The sequence below is a fragment of the Rhodococcus jostii NBRC 16295 genome (genome assembly GCF_001894825.1).
Classification (GTDB): Bacteria; Actinomycetota; Actinomycetes; order Mycobacteriales; family Mycobacteriaceae; genus Rhodococcus_F; species Rhodococcus_F jostii.
On sequence record NZ_BCWY01000075.1, the window covers coordinates 1 to 25,364 of the forward strand.

Sequence of the window (25,364 nt, forward strand, 5' to 3'; positions counted from 1 at the left end):
GGGGGACGCAGTGCCACTCACGTGGGGAGGGTGCGGACCAGCCGTTTCTGTGCGTCGACGAATGCGCGGCGGGTCGATTCGCCGATAGTGTCGGTGGCCGGGAACATGTCCAGCGCGATTCTCTGACTCGCGAGCCGCTCGTCGTCCCAGTACTCCGACACCTCACTGCTCAGACCGCTGAGATACAGGCGTCCCCCGACCGCCGACAACCGGTCGGCGTAGTTCCCGATCACGGAGAAGAACGTGGCGCCCAGCGTCGTCCGGCCGCGCAACCGGAGTATGACCTCGGCGCCCTCCGCAGCACCCGGATCCGGCAGAAGCACCTGCAGCGTGCGGGCGCCCGCGTAGAAGAGGCTGCCGTACACGTCGAGGACGACGATCTCACGACTGGCGAGCACCTTCGGCGCGGGCGTCTCGAGGAACGTTCCGCGCGGCCCCGGAACGAGGCGCACCACCTTGAGGTCCACGGCCTCCTGATTGAGTTGCAGCAGCAGCGACAACGCCACCCCGATACCCACCGCGGCGGTGACGGGAAGCAACAGCGTCGCAACGAACGTCGTGATCAGCGCGATCTTCGAGCTCGGACCGCTGCGGAGGATGGCCGCGACCCGGGACGGGCGGATCGACCCGACCGCGGCGAAGATCAGCACCGCCGCGAGTGTCGGCATCGGGACCTTCCCCACCAGCGACGAGAACGCCGCGAGGATCACCGCCATCCACAGCCCGGAAAAGATTGCGGCCCAGCGTGTCTTGCCACCCGCCGACGTGTTGAGCGCGGTCTGCCCGACCGAACCGCCGACCGGCATCCCGCCGAACAGTCCCGACGCGACGTTGCCGACGCCCTGCGCGGTGAAGTCCTCGTTGGGTCTGGACCTCGTGCCGTCGAGGTTGGGTGCCGCCTCGGCGACGCCCGCACCCTGCACCAGCACGATCGCCGCGACCGCGGCCGCGCCGCCGATCAGGCTGGGCGAGAGCAGACCGAGGTCCGGGATCTGCGGCAGCGGAAGTCCGGTCGGGATGGTGCCGACGTCGGCGACGGACGCCACGCTGTCGAGGCCGAACGCCACGACCGCAACGGTCGGGACGAGCAGGGCGATCAGGGAACCGAACAGCGCCAGCCGTGTGCGTGCGAGGACGATGAGCAGGAGCAGCGCGGTGACGCCGATCATCAGCGACGGCAGGTCGATCCGGGCCGGGTGGAGGAGGACGCCGAACGCCTTCTCGGCGGAGAACGACCCCTCGGCGTCGGCGCCGGCGAGGTCCGGGAACTGTCCGAACACGATGTTGACGGCGATGCCGGTGAGGAATCCGGTCATCACCGAGTGCGACACGAATCTGGTGTACCGGCCGAGCCGCAGGACCGCGGCGACGATCATGATCGCCCCGGCCAGCAGGGTGAGCAGGATCAGCGCCGCGGACTTGTCGGCGTCCGGCACCTCCGACAGTGCCGAGCCGGCGGCCAGCGCGGACGCACTGGTCGTGGTGATCACCATGAGCTTGGTGCTGGTCTGCATCCCGCCGAACACGGGACCCACGAGGCTGGCGTACAGGCCGTGGATCGGGCTGACACCGGCGAGTACGCCGGACGCCATGCCGTCGGGCACGCTGGCGATGGCACCCGGCAATCCGGCGACGAGGTCGGCTTTCAGGTGACGCTTCTCGGGCAGACGCGCGCCGACCCACCCACGCACTGCAGCCCCGACGGGTTTCATCCGTCGAGTGTCGGTCGCGCGAAGCCGGGTTGTCGTCACACCTCGGAGGTGAAACCCAGCCGACCCCGCGTGAGGGTCACCCGGAGGACAGGACCCGGTCCGCGAAGGCGAGGGACTCCGGCATGGAGGCCATCAGTGATTCGCGATGATTCTCCTCGACGAGTTGCTGGTATTCGAAATTCACCCCGTGCTCGCGCATCGCGGTGAGCTGCGCCCAGGTCAGCGGGATGGGCACCGAGGCGTCGGAGAGGCTGTGCACCACTCGCAGAGGACGGTCGAACCCGTCGACGGGCGCCTGCTGCATCTCCCGGAAGAGGGTGCGGAACTTCTCGCTCCACAGCGGCGCCGCGAACAGATCCCCGACCGACGTCGGATGGGCGAGCAGGTACCGGCCCAGCTCCCGGCTGCACGTCACCTTCGCCAACTCCATCAGTTCGATTCCCGTCGGCGACAGATAACCCCGAATGCCGACCTCGGGGCGCTGGTCGTCGATGCCGGCGAGGGTCAGCAACGCGTAGTTGACGATTCCCGTCGTCGGCAGACCCGGAACCGCGGGACCGGCGGCGGGGAACAGCAATTCGAGGTGCGTCGGCGGTGCCACGGCGACGGCGCCGCGATAGTCGAGCGCGGGCGCCCGGGCGGTGGCGTCGCGGGCCGCGAAATAGGTGGCGTGCCCACCCTGCGACAGTCCCGTGACGATCCATCGGTCGCTGAGCTCGTCTTCGTAGAGTTCGTGCGCCGCGAGGACGATGTCGACGGCGTTCGCCCCGGCGGCGTGACCGTCGAGGTACGCGTTGACACCGGGCGTCCCGATTCCCGCGTAATCCGTTGCGGCGACGGCGTACCCGGCCGCGAGCCACTGCTCGACCGCGGGCAGATCGACGTAGTTGAACCCGGCGACGGACGGGGCACACTGGTCGGCGACACCGACCGTGCCGTGTGCGTAGGACACCACCGGCCAGCCGCCGTCGGGCGGATCGCCCCGGGGAAGGAAGATCGATCCGGTCGACTCGCCGGCCGCGGTCGCGGTGCGCAGCGTCGAGTAACGGACCCGCACACTCTCGCCTGCCTGGGACGGGACGGCGGCGGGCGGCAGTTCTTCCTGCGACAGCAGGATTCCCGGCTGCGCGGATGCCTCGTTCGCGCCGGTGAGCAGCAACAGAACCGCCACCACCGCGACCCCGAGCACTCTCATCGGCCCAGTATCCACCCGCAACTGACACGTGAGTGGCAAAGCGTGCGGGAGCACACTTTGCCACTCACGTGAGGGGGAGATCAGACGAGCAGTTCGGCGATCTGAATGGTGTTGAGGGCGGCACCCTTACGCAGGTTGTCGCCCGAGACGAACAGTGCCAGCCCGCGGCCCTCCGGCACGCCCGGATCCTGCCGGATGCGGCCGACCAATGACGGGTCGCTGCCCGCGGCCTCGAGCGGAGTGGGGACGTCCACCAGCTTCACACCGGGAGCCTTCGACAGGATCTCCTGGGCGCGCTCCACCGACAGCGGTCGCTCGAACTCGGCGTTGATCGACAGCGAGTGACCGGTGATGACGGGGACGCGCACGCACGTGCCCGACACCAGCAGGTCGGGGAGGCCGAGGATCTTGCGGCTCTCGTTGCGGAGCTTCTGATCCTCGTCCGTCTCACCGCTGCCGTCGTCGACGAGCGAGCCGGCGAGCGGCAGCACGTTGAACGCGATCGGTGCGACGTACTTGTTCGGGGCCGGGAAGTCGACGGCGCCGCCGTCGTGCACCAGCTTCTCCGCGTCGCCGATGACGGCGCGGGCCTGACCGACCAACTCCTCGACACCGGCGATGCCGCTGCCGGACACGGCCTGGTAGCTCGACACGATGAGACGCTGCAGCCCGGCCTCGTCGTGGAGAACCTTCAGCACCGGCATCGCGGCCATCGTGGTGCAGTTGGGGTTGGCGATGATGCCCTTCGGCGGGTTCTTCGCCTGCTCCGGGTTGACCTCGCTCACGACCAGCGGAACGTCGGGGTCCTTGCGGAACGCCGAAGAGTTGTCGACCACGGTGGCGCCGGCCGCCGCGAAGCGCGGGGCCTGCTCACGGGACAGCGTCGCACCGGCCGAGAACAAGGCGATGTCGATGCCCTTCAGGTCCTCGTCGGAAGTCGCAGATGCGTCCTCGACGACGATTTCCTCGCCGCGGAACGGCAGCTTCTTGCCCGCCGACCGCGCGGAGGCGAAGAACCGCACCTTGTCCGCGGGGAAATTGCGTTCCTCGAGGAGAGTGCGCATGACGATGCCGACCTGTCCGGTGGCGCCGACGACAGCGATGGTGGTCATGATTACCGTCCCGTTCCTGCGTGCACGACAGCTTCTTCGTCGCCGCCGAGCTCGAATGCATCGTGGATCGACTTCACGGCCTTGTCCAGTTCGGTGTCCTTCACGAGCACCGAGATGCGGATCTCCGACGTGGAGATGAGGTCGATGTTGACACCGGCCTTCGCGAGAGCCTCACAGAACGTGGCCGTGACGCCGGGGTGGCTCTTCATACCCGCACCAACAAGCGACACCTTGCCGATGTGGTCGTCGAACAGGACCTGGGTGAAGCCGATCTCGCCCTGCAGCTTGGTCAGCTTCTCGACGGCGCGCGGGCCGTCGGGGGTGGGCAGGGTGAACGTGATGTCGGTCTTGCCGGTCTCGATCTTGGAGACGTTCTGCAACACCATGTCGATGTTGATCTCCGCCTCGGCCACCGCGCGAAAGACCTGCGCGGCGTAACCCGGTGTGTCGGGCAGGCCGACGACGGTGATCTTGGACTCGCCGCGATCGTGCGCGACTCCGGTGATGATTGCCTCTTCCACGGGGATGTCCTCCATCGATCCGGACACGATGGTGCCCGGCTTGGTCGTGTATGACGAACGGACGTGCACAGGCACGTTGTATCGGCGGGCGTACTCGACGCAGCGGAGCATGAGCACCTTCGCGCCGCACGCCGCGAGCTCGAGCATCTCTTCGAACGACACCGTCTCGAGACGCTGCGCGTCGGGAACGATGCGCGGATCGGCGGTGAAGATGCCGTCGACATCGGTGTAGATCTCGCAGACGTCGGCCTCGAGGGCCGCTGCGAGGGCCACCGCGGTGGTGTCCGAACCGCCGCGCCCGAGGGTCGTCACGTCCTTGCTGTCCTGGCTGACGCCCTGGAATCCGGCGACGAGGACGATCGAGCCCTCGTCGAGCGCATCCCGGACGCGGCCCGGTGTGACGTCGATGATCTTGGCGTTGCCGTGAGCGCCGGTGGTGATGACGCCCGCCTGCGAGCCCGTGAACGAACGGGCCTCCGCACCGAGCGAATGGATTGCCATTGCGACGAGAGAATTGGAAATGCGCTCACCGGAGGTCAGCAGCATGTCCATTTCGCGGGCGGGTGGGGCTGGGCACACCTGCTGAGCCAGATCGAGCAGCTCATCAGTGGTGTCCCCCATCGCTGAAACCACGACGACGACATCGTTGCCGGCCTTCTTGGTCTCGACGATCCGTTCAGCCACTCGTCGGATTCTCTCGGCGGTTGCCACCGAGGATCCGCCGTACTTCTGGACGACGAGAGCCACGCGTTTCTACCTCCAGGTCGATGAATCTGTACTGGTCCAGCTGTCGAGCTTACCGGCGGAGTCCAATCTGATCCCGGGTGAGTCCGTTCGGCCGCCTATCCGAACGCCGTGTTCGCGGCGTCCGCGACCCTCGCCACGGCCGCGCAGTTCGGCCCGTGAACAGTGACGACTGCGCCCGCGTGACCGAGCCTGCGGGTGAACTCGTCGACGCCCGCCCCGGGCCGTGTGATGTCGATCGGCTCGCCCATCGGGCTCGTCCACCGGCATCGGTCGCCGACCTTCTCCGGCTCGGCGGGAACGGGTGGTCGGTTTTCCTTCACCGGCAACATCGTGAACGACACGGTCACCTCACTCCCGGGCACCCGATTCGGGTTCGGAAACAGGACGCAGTCGAACGGCGTGGGCGGCGACTGCGGATCGACGACGCGTCCGCCGGCCGTGGTTCCCAGCACGTCGAGGACTTCGCAGGGGTCGTGGACCGCGAGCGCCACCTGATGCGCGGCCGCGGCGTCGCGGGCGGGCAGTACCGACCGCATGCTGTCGATCGCCGAGTCCAGCACCGCGTCGGTCAGCGGGCAGGCGTCCTCGCCGGCGACGGTTCCGGCGCGGACGGTCGCGAGCTGCGGTGTCACCTGCTCCTGGAGTGGTCCGAGGTTCAGCCGGAAGGCGCGCTCGCACGTCCCGCGGGCCAGCTCGGCACCCGTGCCGCGGTAGACGGTCACCCCGTCGATCGTCTCCGGCCCGGTCAGCGCCGTATCGGACAGCATCGACGGCAACAGCGACATCTCCACGTAGGTGGTGGCGCCGCCGGGCCGGGCCATCAGCGCCGAACACACCGGCATCTGCACGGCGGACCCGAACTGCAGGACGGTCCCGGCGTGCCGCACGACCGCCTCGTCGAGAAGCCCGCACGGATCGGCGGCGCGCAGGGCGTCCTCGACGGCGACGTGACGTTGCTGCCCTGGACTCAGTTCGTCCAGCGGAGAAGCCCCCGCAGTCCCCGACACACTGTGCGCGCACCCGGACGTGATGACGGCGCACAGGAGCGCCGCGGCAACTTTCTTCACTCGATCCCCCCTCGAATCGGCCCGAACACTACTACCGCCGAATCGGGATCATCAGAGAGAGGAAGGCCCCACCTGACGCCGTTCAGATCAGCGCCAACAACCCCCGCAGCGCGAACAGCGTGCCGAAACCGAAGAAGACGCCGACGCCGAGCGCCTTGTTGTGCCGCACCATCCAGGCCTTGGCGGCACTCAGTCCTCGTTGTGCACGCGTGCCCAGGATCGTGAAGATCCCGATCGGGATGATGAAGTCGAGCATCGAGGAGATCAGCAGCAGCACCGTTCCGAGGAGCGCACCCCCGACCCCGACGTGCGAACTCGAGATGATGGTCATCCCGGACAACATGATGAAGATGTTGGGGTTGATCGTGCCGAGGGTCAGGCCGGCGATGAACGCGGTGCGCGGTGTGGCGGATTCGAGCGCCGACATCCACTTCGGTTCGGTGCCCACGGGCTTCGGCTTCTGCGCGAGCAGGATCACGCCGACGACGAGAAACAGAACGCCGACGGTCAGCCCCACCCAGTTGCTCACCGTCTTCGACGTCGCCGACGGGTCGCCTGCGCCGCCGAGCAGCGCGGCGACAGCGATCTGCGAGTACACCAGCAGGAACGCCGAACCGAACGCGAGGGCGTTGCGGACCGCGTTCGCCGACTCCAGCAGCAGCACGCAGCCGACGACGGCGGCCGGTGTGATGACCAGACCGATCATCTCCGGAACGAGGAGCCAGATCAGATCGCCCATCGATTCTCCCCCGTCAGCCGACCTTGACGATCGGCGGAAGCTCGAAGGTCCCGTCGAACGCCTCCGGTTTCGGGCTGTACATCCGGAGCAGCGGCCGGAACCCGACTGCCGGTGTCGGCAACCAGTTGGCGCGAGCGACCGGATCCGCCGGAGCGGAGGCGCTGAACGTGATCGTCAGTGAGCCGTCGCCCGCGTACACCAGTCCCGGCGTCCGATCACCGACCGAGTAGCGATCGAGGGCATTGTCGACGAGGAAGAACTCGGGCAGGTCGTACATGGTGATCGACCAGAACGCGTCGACCGGCGGGGTCGGCGCGAATGTGAGTGTGTAGGTGTGTTCGCCGGAGAGTTCGTTGCCTTCGCTGTCGTGGTAGATCGGCGCGTACGCGGCCTCGTAGCCGTGGTTTCCCCACAGTCCCGCCATCGCGGCTCCGGCCCGCATGCCCAGCGCCTTCGACCGGTCCTCGATCCGCCACTCGGGTGAGTCGAGGGTGCCGACCTCGAAGAAGTCGTCGTTGTAGTCGAAGGCGTGGTACATCAGCTGCCAGCCGTTGACCACCTCTCCGCCGGCCCCCGATTTCAGTGCGGCGACGAGCGATTGGTGCCCAGCCTCGGCGCCAGCTTCGAGCACGGACGCGAGGTCCGGCGGCGCCTCGAGGTACGGCGACGGCCCGGTCTCGAGCAACCCCAGTGGGGCGAATGCCTGCTGCGCGACGAGGTCCTGCGCGGCGGGCGGGTACGCCTGCGAGTACACCCGCAGCTTCTCCCAGAACTGAAGTTCCTCGGGGACGTTCGGGTCGGGTACCGGCAGACCCTCCGCCGGTTCCTGATCGCCGACGGGCTCCAGGGTCAGGGCCGACTGCAGTTCCTTCACCCGCTCCAGGTCGTCCGCGCCGTCGCACGCCCAACGACCGACGATGGTGCCCACCGCGGTCGGGAACGCGATCCGTGTCCCCCCGTCCGGGACCTCGCCGGACCAGCCTGGGCCTGTCAGCAGGAATCGACCGGCCGCCGTTCCCGTGGCACGTTTGCCGACGTACGCGAAATTGTCGGTCCACGCGTCGACGAACTGCAGCACGTAGTACGCGCCACCGGTGTCGGGCACCCTCAGCAACTGCGGTCCGCGGCCGAGGTCGATCTGGGCGATCGAATAGATGGTGTCGTTGTTGACCGAGACGAAGGTGTCGCGCGGCCCCGCGAGTGTGTGGGCGTGACTGAACGTGTTGAAGGGTCCCGCATCGAGGCTCCCCAGCCCCTCCGACACGAAGCGGTTCACCTGGTCGAGGTCGAAGACCAGCGGGAAACCGTACACCCACGCCTTGGCGGCGAGTTCCTGCAATTGTTCACTCACGACTCTCTCCTGTCCCGCGGTCTCCGGTCCATGCGACCACGACGAGACAGGCCGGGGCTTCACCCGAAGAGTGTGAGCCGGAATTCTTCTTCCCGTCCTAGTTTCGGCTGAGACTGCTTTGTCCAGCGAAAGGACGTACGACATGCCTGAGGAGCTTCCCGGGTCGATCCTCCCCGTCCCCGATCAGCAGTACCAGGGGCCGATCTACTTCGACGCCAAACACGCCACCGAGAAACTCCCCCCGATCACCGCGAAACGTCCCCCGGCCGGTGCCCCGAACGTGCTGCTGGTCCTTCTCGACGACGTCGGCTTCGGTGCCTCGAGCGCTTTCGGCGGTCCCGTGAACACCCCCACCGCCGAACGACTCGCGGGTGGCGGACTGAAATACACGCGCTTCCACACCACCTCGCTGTGCTCGCCGACCCGGGCTGCGATGCTGACCGGCCGGAACCATCACGCGGTCGGGATGGGGCACATCACCGAGACCGCCACGCCGGCACCCGGATACCGGTCGACGCGGCCGAACTCGTGCACACCGCTGGCCGAGATTCTCCGTCAGAGTGGCTACAACACAGCACAGTTCGGGAAATGCCACGAGGTCCCGGTATGGGAATCGGGGCCGACGGGACCGTTCGACCACTGGCCCGCGTTCAGCGGCTTCGAGCGTTTCTACGGATTCATCGGCGGGGAGACCAACCAGTGGACGCCCGCACTGGTGGACGGGGTCACCGCCGTCGATCCGCCCGACGACCCCGACTACCACCTGATGCCGGACCTCGCCGACAAGGCCATCGACTACGTGCGGCAGCAGAAGGCGCTGACCCCCGACAAGCCGTTCTTCACGTACTTCGCTCCCGGCGCGACCCACACACCACACCACGTCCCCAAGGACTGGATCGCGAAGTACAAGGGCCGGTTCGACCAGGGCTGGGACGCCGTGCGCGACGAAACGTTCGCACGGCAGTTGCAACTCGGCGTGATCGGACCCGATTCCGATCTGACCGCGCGCCCCGACGGCATCATGGCGTGGGACGACGTCCCCGAGGAACGCAAACCGATTCTCCGGCACCAGATGGAGGTCTACGCGGCCTTCCTGGAATACGCGGATTTCCACGTCGGACGCGTCGTCGACGCCATCGAGGAGATCGGCGAACTGGACAACACGCTGATCCTCTACATCATCGGCGACAACGGCGCCTCCGCCGAGGGTGGCCTCGAGGGCACGTACATGATCACCACCGCTTCCAACGGTGGCGGCGAATACGAGACCGTCGAGTTCTGGAACGAGAATCTCGACAAGATCGGCGGCCCCGAGGCATACAACCACTATGCCGTCGGCTGGGCGCACGCCATGTGCACGCCGTATCAGTGGACGAAGCAGGTCGCCTCCCACTACGGCGGCACCCGCAACGGCACGATCATGCACTGGCCCGGCGGAATCGAGGCCAGAGGCGAGATCCGGCACCAGTGGCACCACGTCATCGACGTCGCCCCGACCATTCTCGAACTGGCGGGACTGGCGCAGCCGCACACCGTCAACGGTGTCACCCAGGTGCCGATGCACGGCACGTCGTTCGCCTACACGTTCAACAACGAGAACGCCGACGAGCGGCACCGCACACAGTATTTCGAGCTCATGGGCAATCGCGGTGTCTACCACGACGGCTGGACCGCCGTCACCAAACACCGCACGCCCTGGGACGTGGTCGCGCAGGCACCCGACTTCTCACTGGACGTGTGGGAGTTGTACGACACCACCAAGGACTGGACGCAGGCACACGACATCGCGGCCGACAATCCGGAGAAGCTAGCGGAGTTGCAGCAGCTCTTCCTGATCGAGGCGGTGCGGCACAACGTGCTTCCGCTCGACGACCGCGCCGCCGAACGCATGAATCCGGCGATCGCCGGGCGTCCGACTCTCGTTCAGGGCGACAAGCTCCGACTCTTCCCCGGCATGACCAGGCTCGGGGAGAATGTCGCCATCAACGTCAAGAATCGCAGCTATGCGGTGACGGCGCAGATCCAGGTCCCGGAGTCGGGGGCCGAGGGTGTGATCGTCGCCCAGGGAGGTCGCACCGGCGGATGGGCCCTGCTCACCGACGGCGGAAAGCTGGCGTACCACTACAACTACTGCGGCCTCCGACGCACCACCGTCACGTCGTCGACCACGCTGTCGCCGGGCGAGCACCAGGTGCGCGTCGAATTCGCCTACGACGGCGGCGGGATCGGCAAGGGCGGCACCGCCACCCTGTACATCGACGGCGACGAGGCGGGCAAGGATCACGTCGAACGGACCCACCCGCTGTACTTCTCGTTCGACGAAGGGCTCGACGTCGGAGTCGATACCGGCATGCCGGTGTTCGAGGGTTACAAGACGGCACGCGGACGGTTCACCGGGACGATCGACTGGGCCGACATCGAACTGGGCGACGACGACCACAACCATCTGATCGACCCCGAGGACGCCCTCGCCGCGGCGTTGCGCCACCAGTAGGCGGCTCCGCCGCCCGTGCGTGGTTGACGAGTCTCTGGACTCGTCAACCACTCACGGGCGCGAAGCGCCTACGGCGTCGTCGATGGTGTCGAAGATCTTTCCGCTCGACACGTACTCGCGACCGAGGTCGGTCCGAAGCACCGTTTCCCGGTTGGCGCGGGGCAGTTCCGCGAAGAACACGGTGACACCGGCGTCCGTGAGTTCGCGGTGAAGGTCCAGGAAGCTGCGCATCACCGTCAGCGTCACCTTCTGCAGTCGCGAGCAGTCCAGGATCAGCGTGCTCGGCACGGACGTCCGGTCCCCGCCCTCGACGACATCCGCCCGGACCCTGATCGCCGACATGTTGGCCCGCACGTTGGCGGTGTAGAGACCGGCGTTGAGTCGGAGCACCAACGGGTCGGCGGGGACGGTCGGGGCGTCCTCCTCCCCCGGCCGCCACTGACCGTGCGCGTCCTTCTGCAACTGGACGATGTGCGGTCGATTCAGTTCGCGCAGCACCAGATACAGCGTAAACAACACCCCGACGCCGACCGCGGGCAGCAGTCCGGCGACCAGCCCGATGAGCGCCGTCGCCAGTGCCACCCAGAATTCGGTGCGATCGACCCGCCAGAAGCGCGCGAAGGAACCGAAGTCGAGCAACCCCAGCGTCGCGACCACCACCATCGCGCCGAGGGTGGCCTGTGGCAGGTCGCTGAGCACCGGCGCGAGGAACAATGCGACGAGCACGGCGAGAGCGGCGGTGACGAGCCCGGCCAGCTGGGTCCGCGCGCCCGCCCGCAGCGCTACCGCCGTCTGGGAGAATCCACCCGCCGGCGGCAGGGTGTGGAAGAAGGCACCGGCGACCGACGCGGCCCCGTTGGCGAGGAGTTCGCGGTCGCTGTCGATCGGGGGTTCGGTTTCCCGGCGCACACCGCGACCGACGGACACCGTCTCCAGGAAGGCCATGATCGCGATCGCCAGTGCGCCCGGTAGCAGCGCGCCGATGTCCGACAGCGGCGGCAGTCCGGGAATCGGAATGCCGCGCGGCACTTCGGCGATCAGCGCGACCCCACGACTGTCGATGTTCGCGAGGACGACGAGAAGAATCCCGGCGACCGCGACGATCAGTGGTCCCGGCACGCGGGGAACGAATTTCGCCATCGCGTACAGCGCCGCGATCGATCCCGCCGCCAGCAGCACGGTCGCGGTGTTCGCGTCACCGATCTGCCGGAGCGCCGACCACAGCACCCGGAAGAATCCGGTGGCGTCGGGGTCGGGGGGGACCCCGAGCAGCTTCGGCAACTGGCTTGCGGCGACGGTCAGCCCGACCCCTGCCTTGATCCCGGACAGGGTTGCCTCGCTGATGTTCTCGATGATCGCGCCGAGTTTCAGCAGCCGGGCGAGGAGCAGGATCACACCGACCAGCAGGGTCAGCGTCATCAGGGCCGACTGGGCGTCGTCCGACCCTGCGGCGATTCCGGCGCCGATCAGGGTCGAGGCGGTGAGCGTCGCGATCGTCGAGGTGGTGGTGACGCTGACCGTGCGGGATCCGCCGAGCATCGCGTACACGACGACGGGAACCATGCATGTGTACAGGCCGACCTGCACCGGCATGTCGGCGATGGTGGCGTAGGCCATCGCCTGCGGGATGACGACGGCACCGGCACTGAGACCCGCGACGACGTCCGCGCGGAGCCATCTCTTGTCGTAGCCGACGAGGGTCGGGGCGAAGACGGTCATCACGTCTGCTTCACGACCCGTCGCCGGGGCGTTTCGGTTCCGCGAGTGCCTCGCGCACGGTGGAGTACAGGCCGACGGGTGTGGCGTCGGTGCCGGAGCGGCGGAGCGTGTCCCGGAACTGTCCGATGTCTCGCGCGACCCGCAGTTCGATACCCCTCCGCGCGAGCAGGTCCCGCAGCTGCAGCAGCATCTGCGCGGCACTGACGTCGACGAACGGTGACGTCTCGGCGTCGAGCACCACCACTCTCGTGTCGTCGGTGCACAGTTCTTCGATGCGGTCCTTGACGTGGTCGGCGTTGGCGAAGAACAGCCCCGACTCGACCCGGACGACGAGCACGTGCGGGGTGGTCGGCAGGTCGGGGTGGCGTTCGGCATCCACCCACAGCGTTCCTTCCCTGGCGAGGGTCGCGACGTGAGGGCGCGACGCCCGGTACAGCAGCAGCAGCATGGAGACGCCGATGCCGATGACCAGTCCGGGCAGGGTGTCGAAGAGCAGGACGCCCGCCATGGCGGCGAGCGCGGCGGCAAAATCGGCGCGGGCGGCGTGGCCGTAGATGCTCCCCAGCCGTTCGGTCCACACGCCGTACAGCCGGCGCAGCGCGGAGATGTCGACGAGTTCGATGACGGCCGCGATCACCACCGCCGCCAGGGTCGCTTCCGGCAGTTTCTCGAAGAGACCGGTGAGAAAGAGCAGCGTGACGACGGTCAACACGGCCACGACGAGTCCACTGACCTGCGATTTCGCGCCCGCGCCGCCGTTCACCGCCGTCTTGGAGAGGCTGCCGTTGACCACCATTCCCGAGCACAGCCCGGAGCCCAGATTCGCGGCGCCGAGGCCGAACAACTCGCGGTTCGCGTCGACCTCGTAGCCCTCCTTTGCCGCGTACGTCTTCGCGGCTCCGAGCCCCTCCGCGAACCCGATCAGCAGGACCCCCACGGCCGGGCCCATCAGATCGACGAAGTCGTCGAATCCGACGCCACCGGGCAACCCGAGCGACGGCAGCCCGGAATCGATGTGCCCGACGATGTCGACACCCTTGCCGTCGAGACCGAACAGCGAGACCGCGGCGATTCCGAGGAGAACGGCGAGCAGCGATCCGGGGACGAGCGGCAACCAGCGTTTGAGACCCAGTACCACCGCGAGACTCAGGCCGCCGACGACGAGCGTGCCCCAGTCGGTGTCGCCGAGGTGCGTGATCACCCCCCACGCCTGCTCGAAGAAGTTGCCCTTCGCCTTCTCGACCCCGAAGATCGCCGGCACCTGCCCGATGATGATGGTGAGGGCGAGTCCGACGATGAACCCCTTGAGCACGGGCTCGGAGATGAACGACGCGATGAAGCCGAGGCGGAGCAGACCGGCGAGCAGGCCCACGATCCCCGTCGCGATCGCCAGGACGGCCGACAGCGCCGCGTACTTGCCGCCGTCGGCGCCGGCGAGGGGTGCGACGATGGCCGCCGACAGCGCTGCCGTGGCGGACATCGGTCCCACTACGAGATGCCGTGAACTACCGGCCGCCGCATAGAGAATCAGCGCGGGTACCGCCGCATACAGACCGACGACGGGCGGTACCCCCGCGATCGTCGCGTACGCCAGGGCCTCCGGGACCAGAACAGCCCACACGGTCAGGCCCGCGATCACGTCGGGCCTGACCCACCCACGCCGGTAATTCTGCAGCGAGCCGAAGACCGGCCACGTGCCGGCTGCGGACCTCACCACGTCGTCATCGACCTACTTGCCGGTGTCCCACGTGGTGACCGCCCAGATGACCACCACGTCGAGGGCGATGATCAGGATCGACCACAGCGGGTAGTACGGCAGCCACAGGAAGTTCGCGAGAATGGACAGCGCTGCAATGCAGACGGCCACGACGCGGGCCCACGTGGCACCCGTCATGAGGCCGATCGCGCTGATCACGAGGATGACGCCGAGAACGATGTGGATCCAGCCCCAGGCGGTGGTGTCGAACTGGTAGGTGTACTGGACGCCGATGACCAGAAGGTCATCGGACGCAACTGCGGCGATGCCCTGGAAGAAGGAGATCACACCGACGGTCAGCAGCAATATCGCCGCTGCCAGGGAAGTTCCTGCTGCAAAACCCTGCTTCACAGGGCTGTCCGTCCTGGACTCGGGAGTTGTCGTCATGTCCATGCCCTTCTCGAAAGTGTGTGTGCGAACAGTTGAATAGTCGGGCCTCGCCGGGTCGGGGGCATCATCCGCGCCGGGTGATCCTCATTCGCAACGGATGATGTGCGGCCGCGCGCCGAATGCGAGAGTCGACTCGGCCGACCTTTGCGAAGGGACACGCGATGACGGAACCTCAGGACCGGTCCGGCGAGCCGTCGGACTCTCGGTGGTCCATGCCGCGGGGACTGATCGTGATTCTCGGACTGGCCGCGCTCGTCGTCACCGTGGCGGGAATCCAGGTGGCCGCGTCGATCGTCGGCCCGATCTTCCTCGCTCTGATGCTGACCGTCGCGGTTCACCCGCTACCCGAATGGCTTCACCGCAAGGGCGTTCCGGGATGGCTCGCGACGATCGCGGCGATCATCGTCGTCAACGGCATCATTCTCGTCCTCGTGTTGTCGCTGGCACTGTCCGTCGCTCAGCTCGCGACACTGCTGCCGCAGTATGCCGACGATTTCACGAACCTCATCGATGACGCCCAGAGTTTCCTGACCAGCAACGGCGTGAACTCGACCGACGCCCAGACCCTGCTCTCCCAGGTGGACTACAGCAAGGTGTTCGGACTCGTGGAGGGAATTCTCCAGGCAATGCTGGGCGTCTTCTCGAATCTGCTGTTCGTCCTCGCCCTTCTGCTGTTCATGGCCGTCGACGGAAGCTCCTACGGTTCGCGGATGCCCATCGTCACGCGGATGCGTCCCGACATCGCCACCGCCCTCACCGCCTTCTCGGTCGGCACCCGCAAGTACCTGATCGTGTCCACGGTCTTCGGATTGATCGTCGCGGTCATCGACACCGGGGCGCTGTGGGCGTTGGGGATTCCGCTGCCGATCCTGTGGGGACTGCTGTCGTTCATCACCAACTACATCCCCAACGTCGGCTTCGTCCTCGGGCTCGTTCCACCGGCTCTGCTCGCACTGCTCGAAGGTGGTCCGGGACTGATGCTGACGGTCATCGTCGTGTACAGCGTCATCAACGTCATCATCCAGTCCATCATCCAACCGAAGTTCGTGGGCGACGCGGTGGGACTGTCCGTGACGTTCACCTTCCTGTCGCTGGTCTTCTGGACGTGGATCCTCGGCCCCCTCGGCGCGATCCTGGCGATCCCGCTGACACTGATGGCGAAGGCGCTGCTGATCGATATCGACCCGTCCACGCGGTGGGTGAACACGATTCTCAGTAGCGCTCCTCCTCCCCCCACACCGGTCGCCGCCCCCACCCCACCGCGCCACGAGAAGGGACAGCCATGACACCCGACTTCGCCGACACCTCCGACTTCGAGGATGCGGACAGGGGGTTCGTCGACAAACTCGATCCGTGCACCGTCACCGCAGAAGACGGTCACACGGCGTGGGACATGGAGGAACACGCCTTCCTCGACGCCGACTGCCCCGACACCGCCGATCCGAGCCTGTGGCGGCAGTCGCAACTGTGTGCGAAGAACGGCCTCTACGAGGTGACCGAGGGGATCTACCAGGTGCGCGGCCTCGACCTGTCCAACATGACGATCGTCGAAGGCGACACGGGTGTCGTGGTGATCGACCCGCTGATCTCCAAGGAGACCGCGGCGGCCGGACTTGCACTGTATCGGCGCAACCGGGGTGATCGACCCGTCACGGGGGTGATCTACACCCACTCCCACATCGACCATTTCGGCGGCGTCACCGGAGTGCTGCCGGACGGCCGCGGCGACGTACCGATCCTCGCACCCGAGGGTTTCCTCGAACATGCCGTCGCCGAAAACGTCTACGCCGGAAACGCGATGGGACGCCGCGCCACCTACATGTACGGGGCCCTCCTCCCGAAGGGGCCGCGCGGGCATGTCGGCGCCGGCCTCGGCACCGTCCCGTCGTCGGGTGTGCCCGGACTGATTCCGCCGAGTGTGGACATCACCCACACCGGGCAGGAGGAGACGATCGACGGCGTGCGGATCGTCTTCCAGGTGACGCCGGGCACCGAGGCGCCCGCCGAGATGAACTTCCTGTTCCCCGACCATCGCGCGCTGTGCATGGCGGAGAACGCCACTCACAACCTGCACAATCTCCTCACGCTGCGCGGCGCCCTGGTCCGCGACCCACGCGCCTGGGCGCGGTACCTCGACCAGGCCATCGAGATGTTCGACGGCGGGTACGACGTCGCGTTCGCCTCCCACCACTGGCCGACGTGGGGCCACGATCGCGTCGTCACCTTCCTGTCGCAGCAACGCGACCTGTACCAGTACCTCCACGATCAGACGTTGCGGATGCTCAACTCCGGGATGACGGGCATCGAGATCGCCGAGGACTTCCCGCTGCCACCCGCACTCGAATCGGCCTGGCACGCACGCGGTTACTACGGTTCGGTGAGCCACAACGTCAAGGCCGTCTACCAGCGGTACATGGGCTGGTTCGACGGCAACCCGACATCGCTGTGGCAGCACACGCCGGAGAACGTCGCGACGCGGTACGTCGAGTGCATGGGCGGTCAGGACGAGGTCCGGGCGAAGGCCCGGCGGTACTTCGACGACGGCGACCTCCGGTTCGCAGCGGAACTCCTCAAACACGCCGTGTTCGCCGACCCGTCGGACGGCGAGGCGAAGGAACTGCTCGCCCGCACCTACGAACAGCTCGGGTTCGGCGCGGAGAACGCGACGTGGCGCAACTTCTACCTCACCGGCGCCCTCGAACTGCGCGGCGGCATCCTGCCTCCGCCGATCGCCGAGCTGGGCGCCGACATGCTGAGCGCCCTCACCATCGAGCAGGTCTTCGACTCGGTGGCCCTGCGCATCAACGGCCCCCGGGCGTGGGACACGTCGCTCGTGGTCGACTGGCGATTCACCGATCCCGAAGTGCACTACCGGACGACGCTGTCGAACGGGGCCCTGATCCAGACCGTCTCCCCGCGGACATCGGTGCAGGCGGACGTCACCGTGACCCTGACGAAGGCGCAACTGCTCGGGCTCTTCGCCGGGCAGGGCCTGGAAGACATCCAGTTCGACGGTGACGCGTCCAAGCTACTCGCCCTCACCGCACTGATCGACGCGCCCGATCCCGCGTTCCCGATCGTCACCCCATAGGGCGCTCCGCGCCCCGTGAGTGGTTGACGAGTCTCTGCACTCGTCAACCACGCACGGGCGGCGGAGCGCCCTAACCGTCGGCGATCAGCGGCCAGAGGTCACGTTCCCCGGCTGCGGTCGCGGCGGCGGTGAGTAACTCGTCCCAGTACCGGACCGAACCGTATTCCGAACGCCAGGCCAGCAACGAGTTCGTGTGCCGATGCAGTTCGTGCTCCATCGTGAATCCGATCGCGCCGAGACACTGATGTGCGTTGCGCACCACCACCGACGCGGCGTGGCCGGCACACGACTTCGCGGCGGCGACGGCGAAACCGGCCTCCGAGCTACCGAAACCGTGCTCCTCGGCGATCGATACCGCAGCGTTGGCGGCGGCGCGTGCCAGGGCGCCCTCCGCAACGATGTCGGCGACCATGGCCTGCACCGCCTGAAACTTGCCCACCGCGCGACCGAACTGCGTGCGCGCCGACGTGTGCTCGACGACGAGGGCCAGGACGTGTTCCATGGTCCCGGCCATTGCGAGTGCCCGAGCCAGTGCGCCGCGCCGGAGGAACTCGGTCACGACGCTCGCGGGCACGGGCGTGCCCTGCTGTGCGGAGACGTCGACCCGGACGTGATCCCGCGGCATCGACGCGAGGTTGACCGCCTCCGTCACGTCGAAGTCCGAGGAGAGAAATTCGGCTACCTGCCACGCGCCGTCGTTCTCCCACAGCGCAACCAGCGCATCCACCGAACGCGCCCACGGGACGTGCCGGGCGGTGCCGTCGGCGTCCAGCACGGCTGCGGTGCGGACCACGGCGGGGCCGGAGTTCGCGGTCGGGCAGCCGGACCTGACGAGCAGCCATCCCGCGAGCAGATCGTTCTCGGCGATCGGGAGGTCGGTGTCGCCCGCGGCGGCGAGCAGGTAGGCCGACTCCGTCCATCCGGCGTCGCTGCCGCCCTCGGACTCGGGGCCGGTGAGCCTGGTGAGCCCGAGATCGGCGAGCGTCGACCACAACGCGCGATCGAACGCCGGGGCCTCGCCCGGGGTCCGTCGGTCCGCGGCGAAGACCTGGTCGAGCATGCGCGCGAACTCCCGCATCTCGGTGTCGGTTGCCGGCACGGTCATCAGCGCATCCCCAATCCCCGCGCGATGACTCCGCGCAGAATCTCACTCGTACCGCCCCGCAGCGTGAATCCGGGGCGTTGCATCACGCCGGCCCGCACCAGCTCGGCGAAGTGGTCGCTGCCGGCCTCCGCTTCGCCCGCCAATTCCTCGACGAGGTCGGCGATGTCGCCTTCGGTCTTGGTGCCGAGCACCTTCACCACCGAAGCGCCGAGCTCGGCGTCGTCACCCCGTTCCAATGCCTCCGACACCGCGCGGGACATGTGATGGAGACCGAAGATCCGGGCTGCGAGCGCACCGATGCGCGCATCCGCGGGTTGGCGGCCCTCGCTGGTTTCCTCTGCCATCACCGCGAGAAGCGGAAACGTGGACATGAAGCGTTCCGGACCACTGCGTTCGAACCCGAGCTCGGAGGTGACCTGCTTCCAGCCGTCGCCTATCCGGCCGAGCACCAACTCGTCCGGCACGAACACGTCGTCGAGGATCACCTCGTTGAAGTGGTGGTCTCCCGACATCGAGAGGATCGGTCTGATCTGTATCCCTGGTGAATCGAGGAGAACGATGAATTGGCTGAGCCCGGCGTGGCGCTGCTCCGGATCCAGCGGGGCGGAACGCGCGAGGGCGAAGAAGGCGTCGGCACGGTGGGCCCCGGAGGTCCACAGTTTGGTCCCGGTGATCCGCCAGCCACCCTCCACCCGGACCGCTTTCGTCCGGACGCTCGCAAGGTCGGAGCCCGATTCCGGCTCGCTCATGCCGATCGCCCAGCTGATCTCGCCGTGCGCGATGCCGGGGAGGAACCGCTGCTTCTGTTCCTCGGTGCCGTAGGTGAGGAGCGACGGCGCAGCCTGCCGGTCCGCGACCCACTGTGCGGCGACGGGAGCGCCGACGGCCAGAAGCTCTTCGGTGACGACGAAACGCTCCATGAACGTGCGGCCCTGCCCGCCGTACTGCACGGGAATGGTCATGCCCAGCCATCCGCGAGCGGCGAGGGACTTCGTGAAGTCCGGATTCCACCGGGTGAGCCACGTGTCCACACCCGGGGTGAACACGCCTGCGTCGATCTGCTCGCGCAGGAACGTTCGCACCTCGGCCCGCAACGCGTCGAGGTCGTGATCGGGTGGGCCCGCGGCCGGGACCACTTGTGTACGCATGCTGTCTACTTCCGTTGACGTATGGGTCGAATGCTTCCGCAGGCTCATCCCCTGCAATGCGGCTTTGGCCAATTTTCCCGTGGGCGTCCGCGGCAGCTCGGTCACGAACTCGACGCTGCGCGGGCACTTGTACCCGGCGACACGCCCCCGGCAGTAGTCGAGCAGTTCCGCGACGAGTGCGTCGTTGCCCGCGACACCGGGAATGGGCTCCACCACCGCGTGCACCGATTGCCCCATGTCTTCGTCCGGCACACCGATCACGGCCACGTCGGCCACCTTCGGGTGGACCGCGAGGATGTTCTCGATTTCCTGCGGGTAGATGTTGACTCCACCGGAGATGATCACGAACTTCGCACGGTCGGTGAGGAACAGGTAGTCGTCTTCGTCCAGGTAGCCGATGTCCCCGGTCGTCACCCAGTCGGGGTGGCGGGGGTGACGCGACTGCGCCGTCTTGACCGGATCGTTGTGATACTCGAACGAATGGCCGGGCCGGGCGAAGTAGATGAGCCCGACCTGTCCTGCCGGCAATTCGGTCCCGTCTTCTGCGCAGACGTATGCCCGGCTGGTGGCACCCTGTCCGCGACCGACGCTGCCGGGTTTGCGCAGCCACTCCTGCGTCGTGATCACCGTACTTCCCACCGACTCGGTCGACGAGTAGTACTCGTAGAGGATTTCGCCCCACCAGTCGATCATCGCCCGTTTGACCTCCGGTGGGCAGGGCGCCGCTGCGTGGATCGCGACACGCATGGACGAGAGGTCGTACCGGTTCCGCACCTCTTCGGGCAGCTTCAACATCCTGATGAAATGTGTCGGTACCCATTGGCTGTGGCTGACGCCGTACCGCTCGAGGAACTGCAGACTCGACTCGGCGTCGAATCGGTCGGCCATCACCACGGTCCCGCCGAGAGCGTGAGCGCCGGCACCGTAACGCAACGGCGCGGCGTGATAGATCGGCGCGGGAGAGAAATACACGGAATTCTCGTCGAAGCCGAAGTTACGCAGCAGCCCCACGAACTGGGGCCCCGGCTCGTCGCCGACCTGGTCGTCGGACTGGGCGACCGCAATGCCCTTCGGGCGCCCGGTCGTCCCGGACGAGTACAGCATGTCCGAGCCGCGCGGCTGATCGCGCGGCGGTCGGATGCTCAGGGACGCGACGGCACGGTCGTAGTCGTCGTGACCGGGCACCGCCCCGCCGAAGGCCAGCCTGCTGTGGACCTTCGGAGTCGAGTCGACGATTGCGGTCGCGAGCTCGGCCAGCGGGGCCGACACCACGAGCACCCGAGCGTCGCAGTCGTCGACGATGTAGGCGACCTCGGCCGGGGTGAGGTGGGTGTTGACGAAGGTCACGACCATGCCGGACCGCACGGCACCCCAGTAGATCTCGAATACCCTGGCGTCGTTGACCGACAGCACCGCGAGGTGGTCGCCGGGAGCGAGGCCCTGCCCCGTCAGCCAGTGCGCGAACTGCACGGATCTGTCCTCGAGGTCGCGGTAGGTCACGATCTTGCCGGTGGCGGCTTCGATGACGGCCGGCTTGCCGGGAGTGGTTGCGGCGTGGCGTCCGGGATACATGTCGTTCCTCCTTCGATCCGGTCTACAGCCCCAGGTCCTTGGCGATGATGGTCTTCATGACTTCGCTCGTTCCGCCGTAGATTCGAGTCACGCGAGTGTCGGCGTAAAGCCGTGCAATCGGGTACTCGGTGATGTAGCCGTATCCACCGTGCAACTGCAGGCACTTGTCGATCACTCGACCTGCGGTCTCGGTGCAGAACAGCTTGGCCCGCGCTGCGTCGGCCACGGTGAGCTCACCTCGGTCGAGGAGTTCGAGGGCGTTGTCGGCGAGCACCCGTGCCGCCTGGACTTCGGCGGAGCACTCGGCGAGCACGAACTTCGTGTTCTGGAACGAGGCAACGGTCTTGCCGAAGACGGTGCGGTCCTGCACGTACCGAGTGGCGTGCAGCATCGCCGCCTCGGCGTGCGCCACCGAGTTCAGTGCGATGCTCAACCGCTCCTGCGGAAGGTTGTGGGTGAGGTACCCGAACGCCTTTCCCTCCTCACCCAGGAGGTTCGCGACCGGAACACGTACGTCGTGGTAGGACAGCTCTGCCGTATCCTGTTGATGCAGACCGAGTTTGTCGAGCTTGCGCCCCACCTGGAATCCCTCGCACTCCTTCGGCACCGCGATGATGGACAGTCCGGCCCGCCGGTTCTCCGGATCGAAAGGAGCTGTGCGGCAGACGGTCAGGACCAGGTCTGCCGTCACCCCGCCGGTGATGAAGGTCTTGGCTCCGTTGAGCACGTAGTGCGTGCCGTCCGCGGAGAGCTTGGCGGTGGTGGTGATGTTGGCCAGATCCGAGCCCGTTCCCGGTTCGGTCATCGCGATCGCCGTCATCAATCGACCGGACGCGAAGTCCGGGAGCCACCGCTGCTTCTGCTCCTCGGATCCGTATTCGAGGAGATACCCCAGGATGATGCACGAGTGAACGGTGTACGAGCCGAACGACACTCCCGCCCGGGCGACCTCCTCGAAGACGATGGTGGCGAACTTGAAGCTCGTCTCGCCCCCGCCGCCGAACTCCTCGGGCACCGAGATGCCGAGGATTCCCAGTTCGCCGAGTCGTTCGAAGAATTCACGCGGTGGACGCCCGAGTTCGTCCCACTTCTCCCGATTGGGCAGTACCTCGCGGGCGATGAATTCCCGGACCATCGTTCGGAACTCGTCGTGTTCCCGGTTGAAGAGTGTCCGCTTCACTGCGGGTCCTTTCGTTGCTGTACGTCGATAGGGTTGCAGAAGTCGCCGGGCGTCGTTCAGCTCCCGGTGAACTGCCCGGCCCGTCGCTCGACGAAGGCCGACAGGGCCTCGCCGTGGTCGGTGGTGTGATGCGACAGCGCCTGCATCGCGGCGGAGAGTTCGAGCAGACTGTCGAGGTCCTGACGTTGCCCCTCACGGAGGAGCTTCTTCGTCATCCGGAGGGCGTGCGGCGGGTTGACCGCCACCCGCTCGGCCAATTCGCGTGCCGTATCGAGCAGCTGTTCGGGGTCGACGATGCGCGAGACCATGCCCCAGTCGAGCGCGGTGGCCGCGTCCACCCGGTCGCCGGTGAAGGCCATTTCGGCGGCGCGTGCGGCACCGATGGCCCGCGGCAGCAACCAGGCGCCGCCATCGCCGGGGATTATGCCCAGTTTTACGAAGCTTTCCGCGAAGAAGGCGTTGGCCGAGGCGACACGCATGTCGCACATCATCGCCAGATCGCAGCCGGCGCCGACGGCAGGACCGTTGACAGCCGCGATGATCGGGACCTCGCAGTGGTAGATCGCCTTGGGGAGCCGCTGAATGCCGCGGCGGTATCCCTCCCGCATCACGTGCGGGGCGCCGCCGAACATCCCGGCACGATCCGCCATGTTCTTGACGTTTCCTCCGGCGGAGAACGCGCTGCCTGCGCCGGTGAGGATGACGACCCGCGTGTCGACGTCCTCGTTCACTTCCTCGACGAGTTCGACCAGCCGGTCGATGACGTCGTTCCCGGAGATGGGGTTGCGCGCGTCCGGCAGATTGATCGTCCAGGTGACGACATGGTCGCGACGGCTGGAGAGTACGACGTCGGCCGAGGTGGCGGTCATAAAATACCCTTCGAAGCAGAGGTTATTGCATATTCACTTTGTCGGACTTCTTCCTGCATGTCAACAGAATCTTTCGGAATGCTCCGTGATTGCGGAATCGCTCGTCGGCCGGGCCACGACGACGGAACGGCCGCGTTCACCCCACCGGGCGTCCAGCACCCCGATCGCGGACTCACCTCAGATTCCTTGTTGCGGAACATCGTTGACGACATACCCGCGGAGACGTTTCCTGTCGCGTTCGGGGTCGATGATCAGGGCGCCGAGAAGACCGGCCGCGACGGCCACGACTCCGAGGATCTGGAACGCCGTGGCGTAGCCCCCCGCCGACGTCGCGGCCGCATCGACGATGCGTCCCATCAGATACGGCGCGATGAACCCGCCGATCGCCATCAGCGACAGGAAGACACCCAGTGTCCCCGCGACCTGCCTCGGGGGGCAGAGTTCGGCCACCGCGGCATTGAGCAACGGGAATACCGGTGAGCCGACCGCGTACCCGATCGAGACGACGAGCACGGCGAACACCGGAGTGGTGATGTACGGCAACGTCGCGAGGACGCAGCCGCCGATGACGAGACCGACCACCGGGAGGATCACCCGCGCGGTTCTCATACTTGCGCCCCGTACGACGAGACGGTCACTGAACCACGTGGAACTCAGCATGATGACGAGTCCGAACAGGCTCGGGATGGAGAACATGGATCCGGCCTGCAGTCGGCTGTAGCCCAGGCCGGTCTCGAAATACGACGGCAACCAGGTGAGCACGACGGACACCAGCGCATACACGCTGATCACGATCAGGGCTCCGCCGACAAAGGTGGGTGAGCGGAAGATCCGCGTCCACGGCACCGCCGGCTCGACATCGCCGTGGGGCGCGGCGGAGTCGCATCCGCCGGCGGCAGGCCAAGTGTCTCGGCGCCGGTACGGCCCCTCCGACCACACGAGCAGCCAGAGAACGCACCAGCCGAGACCGATGATGGACAACGCGACCAAGGCGGAGCGCCATCCCCACGCGACGGCGACGTACGCCAGCATCGGAGCGATCGCGATCTTGGCGATCGACGCCGCGCAGGCGAGCAGCGCGCCGGGAAGACCGCGGCGAGCGGGCGGATGCCACGAGTACGTCGCGGTGTACAACAGCGCCGAGTTCGGGCCCTCCGCCAACCCGAGAAGCATCCGGCTCACCAGAAGCGTGGCGAAACCGGCCGCCACGATGAGCGGCAGCATGGCCACCGACCACAGAATCGCGAGAATCGCGAGGGCCCAGCGCAGACCGAGCCATCGGTCCAGGACGCCCGAGAGCAACCCGCCGAGCGACAGCATCAGGAAGAAGACGCTTCCCGCGAGACCGATCTCCGAAGAGGACAGGCCGAGTTCGTGTGCGAGCGGTTGGGCGATGATCCCCAGCACCGCCTTGTCGGCGAAATTGACGATGTACATGAGTACGAGCACGCCCGTCAGCCCCCAGGCAGTGCGGCGTGATTCGCCGGCGTCCCCGAGAGCGGAGAGCCGCCTGGTGGTTCTCTGATCTGCTACCACGAAAACTCCTAGAGAGTGAGTGCTGATTCGCGTTCGACGCCGAACTGGACGCGGTAAGCA

The 25,364-nt window shown here is 67.1% G+C and carries 18 protein-coding genes and 1 pseudogene; 3 read left to right on the forward strand and 16 right to left on the reverse strand.

Features of this window, described 5'->3' with window-relative positions; all coding sequences use genetic code 11:
* Positions 1-17: 17 nt before the first annotated feature.
* The 7 genes from RJ1_RS33720 to RJ1_RS33750 form a co-directional block, all read right to left on the reverse strand.
* Complete coding sequence (locus RJ1_RS33720) at positions 18-1,712, reverse strand: SulP family inorganic anion transporter (RefSeq protein ID WP_240319812.1); 1,695 nt, start codon at positions 1,710-1,712, stop codon at positions 18-20.
* Positions 1,713-1,788: 76 nt separating this feature from the next.
* Positions 1,789-2,907 (reverse strand): alpha/beta hydrolase family protein, encoded by a 1,119-nt coding sequence (locus RJ1_RS33725; protein WP_073366802.1) that lies wholly within the window; start codon positions 2,905-2,907, stop codon positions 1,789-1,791.
* Positions 2,908-2,987: 80 nt separating this feature from the next.
* On the reverse strand, positions 2,988-4,019 hold the full coding sequence (locus RJ1_RS33730; RefSeq protein ID WP_073366803.1) for an aspartate-semialdehyde dehydrogenase: 1,032 nt from the start codon (positions 4,017-4,019) through the stop codon (positions 2,988-2,990).
* 2 nt (positions 4,020-4,021) lie between these two features.
* Positions 4,022-5,287 carry an aspartate kinase gene (locus RJ1_RS33735; RefSeq protein WP_073366804.1) on the reverse strand — a complete coding sequence of 422 codons (1,266 nt, stop codon included), beginning with the start codon at positions 5,285-5,287 and terminating at the stop codon, positions 4,022-4,024.
* Positions 5,288-5,382: 95 nt separating this feature from the next.
* Positions 5,383-6,354: a hypothetical protein gene (locus RJ1_RS33740; RefSeq protein WP_073366805.1), complete on the reverse strand. Its 972-nt coding sequence runs from the start codon at positions 6,352-6,354 to the stop codon at positions 5,383-5,385.
* An 82-nt stretch (positions 6,355-6,436) separates the two neighbouring features.
* Positions 6,437-7,093 carry a GAP family protein gene (locus RJ1_RS33745; protein WP_073366806.1) on the reverse strand — a complete coding sequence of 219 codons (657 nt, stop codon included), beginning with the start codon at positions 7,091-7,093 and terminating at the stop codon, positions 6,437-6,439.
* 13 nt (positions 7,094-7,106) lie between these two features.
* A complete protein-coding gene (locus RJ1_RS33750) occupies positions 7,107-8,444 on the reverse strand; it encodes a DUF1254 domain-containing protein (protein ID WP_073366807.1) in 1,338 nt (445 codons plus the stop codon).
* Positions 8,445-8,586: 142 nt separating this feature from the next.
* On the opposite strand from RJ1_RS33750, the gene RJ1_RS33755 reads away from it, so the two are divergent.
* The gene (locus RJ1_RS33755) at positions 8,587-10,938 is read left to right on the forward strand and encodes an arylsulfatase (RefSeq protein ID WP_073366808.1); all 2,352 of its coding nucleotides are present in this window, start codon (positions 8,587-8,589) and stop codon (positions 10,936-10,938) included.
* A 51-nt stretch (positions 10,939-10,989) separates the two neighbouring features.
* On the opposite strand, the gene RJ1_RS33760 is transcribed toward RJ1_RS33755, so the two are convergent.
* From RJ1_RS33760 to RJ1_RS33770, 3 genes are read right to left on the reverse strand one after another with little or no spacing between them, the layout of a single operon-like run.
* Entirely contained in the window at positions 10,990-12,657 is a 1,668-nt protein-coding gene (locus RJ1_RS33760; protein ID WP_073366809.1) for a SulP family inorganic anion transporter, read from the reverse strand.
* Between the two features lie 10 nt (positions 12,658-12,667).
* Positions 12,668-14,374, reverse strand: a complete 1,707-nt coding sequence (locus RJ1_RS33765) for a SulP family inorganic anion transporter (RefSeq protein WP_073366810.1) — start codon at positions 14,372-14,374, stop codon at positions 12,668-12,670.
* 12 nt (positions 14,375-14,386) lie between these two features.
* Positions 14,387-14,806: a DUF7144 family membrane protein gene (locus RJ1_RS33770; protein ID WP_083400542.1), complete on the reverse strand. Its 420-nt coding sequence runs from the start codon at positions 14,804-14,806 to the stop codon at positions 14,387-14,389.
* 158 nt (positions 14,807-14,964) lie between these two features.
* Here RJ1_RS33770 and RJ1_RS33775 point away from each other — a divergent pair, with 158 nt between their 5' ends.
* The gene (locus tag RJ1_RS33775; protein WP_073366811.1) at positions 14,965-16,089 is read left to right on the forward strand and encodes an AI-2E family transporter; all 1,125 of its coding nucleotides are present in this window, start codon (positions 14,965-14,967) and stop codon (positions 16,087-16,089) included.
* On the forward strand, positions 16,086-17,894 hold the full coding sequence (locus RJ1_RS33780) for an alkyl/aryl-sulfatase (RefSeq protein ID WP_073366812.1): 1,809 nt from the start codon (positions 16,086-16,088) through the stop codon (positions 17,892-17,894). The genes RJ1_RS33775 and RJ1_RS33780 overlap by 4 nt, the downstream gene beginning before the upstream one ends.
* A 70-nt stretch (positions 17,895-17,964) precedes the next feature.
* Here RJ1_RS33780 and RJ1_RS33785 read toward each other — a convergent pair whose 3' ends face one another.
* The 6 genes and pseudogenes from RJ1_RS33785 to RJ1_RS33810 all read right to left on the reverse strand — a co-directional run bounded on the left by RJ1_RS33785 (position 17,965) and on the right by RJ1_RS33810 (position 25,304).
* Positions 17,965-18,999 (reverse strand): acyl-CoA dehydrogenase family protein, encoded by a 1,035-nt coding sequence (locus RJ1_RS33785; RefSeq protein WP_073366813.1) that lies wholly within the window; start codon positions 18,997-18,999, stop codon positions 17,965-17,967.
* A complete protein-coding gene (locus RJ1_RS33790; RefSeq protein WP_073366834.1) occupies positions 18,999-20,147 on the reverse strand; it encodes an acyl-CoA dehydrogenase family protein in 1,149 nt (382 codons plus the stop codon). The genes RJ1_RS33785 and RJ1_RS33790 overlap by 1 nt, the downstream gene beginning before the upstream one ends.
* Positions 20,148-20,198: 51 nt before the next feature.
* Positions 20,199-21,719: pseudogene (locus tag RJ1_RS33795) on the reverse strand (acyl-CoA synthetase); the annotation flags it as partial.
* 22 nt (positions 21,720-21,741) lie between these two features.
* Positions 21,742-22,899 (reverse strand): acyl-CoA dehydrogenase family protein, encoded by a 1,158-nt coding sequence (locus tag RJ1_RS33800; RefSeq protein ID WP_073366814.1) that lies wholly within the window; start codon positions 22,897-22,899, stop codon positions 21,742-21,744.
* 56 nt (positions 22,900-22,955) lie between these two features.
* A complete protein-coding gene (locus RJ1_RS33805; protein WP_073366815.1) occupies positions 22,956-23,768 on the reverse strand; it encodes a crotonase/enoyl-CoA hydratase family protein in 813 nt (270 codons plus the stop codon).
* Between the two features lie 177 nt (positions 23,769-23,945).
* Positions 23,946-25,304: an MFS transporter gene (locus tag RJ1_RS33810; protein WP_073366816.1), complete on the reverse strand. Its 1,359-nt coding sequence runs from the start codon at positions 25,302-25,304 to the stop codon at positions 23,946-23,948.
* Between the last annotated feature and the right edge of the window lie 60 nt (positions 25,305-25,364).

Bases quoted from the DNA above. Each gene is read 5' to 3' on its own strand.
- RJ1_RS33720 (WP_240319812.1), bottom strand. From the start codon at position 1,712: ATGAAACCCGTCGGGGCTGCAGTGCGTGGGTGGGTCGGCGCGCGTCTG.
- RJ1_RS33725 (WP_073366802.1), bottom strand. From the start codon at position 2,907: ATGAGAGTGCTCGGGGTCGCGGTGGTGGCGGTTCTGTTGCTGCTCACC.
- RJ1_RS33730 (WP_073366803.1), bottom strand. From the start codon at position 4,019: ATGACCACCATCGCTGTCGTCGGCGCCACCGGACAGGTCGGCATCGTC.
- RJ1_RS33745 (WP_073366806.1), bottom strand. From the start codon at position 7,093: ATGGGCGATCTGATCTGGCTCCTCGTTCCGGAGATGATCGGTCTGGTC.
- RJ1_RS33755 (WP_073366808.1), top strand. From the start codon at position 8,587: ATGCCTGAGGAGCTTCCCGGGTCGATCCTCCCCGTCCCCGATCAGCAG.
- RJ1_RS33760 (WP_073366809.1), bottom strand. From the start codon at position 12,657: ATGACCGTCTTCGCCCCGACCCTCGTCGGCTACGACAAGAGATGGCTC.
- RJ1_RS33770 (WP_083400542.1), bottom strand. From the start codon at position 14,806: ATGGACATGACGACAACTCCCGAGTCCAGGACGGACAGCCCTGTGAAG.
- RJ1_RS33775 (WP_073366811.1), top strand. From the start codon at position 14,965: ATGACGGAACCTCAGGACCGGTCCGGCGAGCCGTCGGACTCTCGGTGG.
- RJ1_RS33780 (WP_073366812.1), top strand. From the start codon at position 16,086: ATGACACCCGACTTCGCCGACACCTCCGACTTCGAGGATGCGGACAGG.
- RJ1_RS33785 (WP_073366813.1), bottom strand. From the start codon at position 18,999: ATGACCGTGCCGGCAACCGACACCGAGATGCGGGAGTTCGCGCGCATG.
- RJ1_RS33790 (WP_073366834.1), bottom strand. From the start codon at position 20,147: ATGCGTACACAAGTGGTCCCGGCCGCGGGCCCACCCGATCACGACCTC.
- RJ1_RS33805 (WP_073366815.1), bottom strand. From the start codon at position 23,768: ATGACCGCCACCTCGGCCGACGTCGTACTCTCCAGCCGTCGCGACCAT.